The organism is Streptomyces phaeochromogenes, assembly GCF_001418655.1.
GTDB classification, from domain to species: domain Bacteria; phylum Actinomycetota; class Actinomycetes; order Streptomycetales; family Streptomycetaceae; genus Streptomyces; species Streptomyces phaeochromogenes.
In genome coordinates, this window is record NZ_LIQZ01000607.1 from 1 (window position 1) to 1793 (window position 1793).

The 1793-nt window shown below is 68.5% G+C and carries 3 protein-coding genes; 2 read left to right on the top strand and 1 reads right to left on the bottom strand.

Annotation, left to right across the window (positions count from 1 at the left end):
• Together AOK17_RS53260 and AOK17_RS53265 are read left to right on the top strand one after the other, a co-directional pair.
• The coding region (locus tag AOK17_RS53260; RefSeq protein ID WP_483855195.1) for a dihydrofolate reductase family protein at positions 1-262 on the top strand (262 nt) is incomplete at both ends.
• Positions 263-295: 33 nt separating this feature from the next.
• Positions 296-481, top strand: a complete 186-nt coding sequence (locus tag AOK17_RS53265) for a dihydrofolate reductase family protein (protein WP_245697883.1) — start codon at positions 296-298, stop codon at positions 479-481.
• A gap of 24 nt (positions 482-505) precedes the next feature.
• Here AOK17_RS53265 and AOK17_RS46595 read toward each other — a convergent pair whose 3' ends face one another.
• Complete coding sequence (locus AOK17_RS46595) at positions 506-1669, bottom strand: polyamine ABC transporter substrate-binding protein (RefSeq protein WP_055618692.1); 1164 nt, start codon at positions 1667-1669, stop codon at positions 506-508.
• Positions 1670-1793 lie beyond the last annotated feature (124 nt).

Here is a 1793-nt window from a genome sequence, read left to right on the forward strand (position 1 = left end):
ACGAGATGACGGGCCGGCCCGGCGGAACCAGCGGCCTCGACGACGCCTTCGCCCGGCAGTTCGAGCCCGGGATCGGCGCCGAGATCATGGGCGCCGGGAAGTTCGGCTACCCCGGTTGGCACGAGGACCCGGACTGGAAGGGGTGGTGGGGGCCCAACCCGCCGTTCCACACACCGACCTTCATCCTCACCCATCACCCGCGCCCGTCCATCGAGATGGAGGGCGGCACGACGTTCCACTTCCTCGACGCTTCGCCCGCCGANNCCAGGACGTACGCATCGGCGGTGGCCCCACCGTGGTCCGCGACTTCTTCGCCGCCGGGCTCATCGACCGCCTGCACGTCGTGGTGAACCCGATCCTGCTGGGCCGAGGCGTACGCCTCTGGGACGGACTGGAGGGCCCCGAGAAGGACTACGAGGTCGAGGCCGCTTCATCGCCCAGCGGAGTTACGCATGTGACGTTCACGCGTGCGGGTCTCTGAACCACCTCTTGAACGCGCGTCCGCCTACAGCCCCGCGATCGCGTTCCACCGCTTCGCGAAGTCCGTACGTTCCTTCGACGTGATGTCGCGTGCGATCGCGAGCCGCTCGCGCATGGCGGTGTCGGGGAAGATGAGCGGGTCCTCGGCGAGCGCGGCGGTCTCCTCGTCCTTGGCGGAGGCCAGGATGTCCTGGGCGGCCGGGACGGGGCAGACGTAGTTGACCCACGCGGCGAGTTCGGCGGCGACGGACGGCTCGTAGTAGTAGTCGACGAGGGTCTCCGCGTTCGCCTTGTGGCGGGCGAGGTTCGGGATCATCGGGGACTCGGACCAGAGTTCGGCGCCCTCCTCCGGGACGACGAACTCGATGTCGGGGTCGTCGGCCTGGAGCTGGATCACGTCACCGCTGTACGCCTGGCAGGCCAGCACGTCGCCGCTCGACAGGTCCTTGATGTAGTCGTTGCCGGTGAAACGGCGGATCTGGTCCGTGCGGACGAGTTTCTCGACCTGCTCGCACATCGCGTGGAAGTCGTCCGCGGTCCACCTGGTGATGTCGACGCCGTTGCCCTGCATGAGCAGCGCGAACGCCTCGTCGAGACCGGAGAGGAGCGTGACGCGGCCCTTGAGGTCGTCCGCCCATAGGTCGGAGACGTGCCGGATCTCGCGGCCGACCTTTCGGCGGTTGTACGCGATGCCGGTGATCCCCGACTGCCACGGCACGGTGTGCCTCCGGCCCGGGTCGAAGGCCGGTGAACGCAGTTGCGGATCCAGGTACTTGGTGACATTCGGCTGCCTGGATCTGTCCATCTCCTGGACCCAGCCCAGGCGTACGAACCGCGCGCACATCCAGTCGCTGATCACCATCAGGTCCCGGCCAGTCTCCTGATGGTTCATCAGGGAGGGGCTGACCTTCCCGAAGAACTCGTCGTTGTCGTTGATCTCCTCGGTGTACGTGACCTGGATCCCGGTGCGTTTCTCGAAGGCGTCCAGGGTGGGGCGCCGCGACTCGTCCTCGTCGTCCGTGTCGATGTAGAGGGGCCAGTTGGCCCAGGTCAGGCGCTTGTCGGTGGCCGACAGGTCGCTTCTCGACCGGTCCGAGGGCGCGACGTACGCCGCCGGTACGCCGCAGCCGGCGGCCAGTGCGGTGGCTGCGCCCGTGCCGAGGGTGCGCAGCAGGGTGCGGCGGGTGATTCGGGTTCTCTGGTTCGGGTTCGCTGGCACGTGGGCAGCATGCCGTTTGCCCTGCCGGGCGGGCAATGGACGCTGCGTCGAGCCGTCCGGCTGGGGGACGACAGAGTGTCGCCCCCGCCGCCCC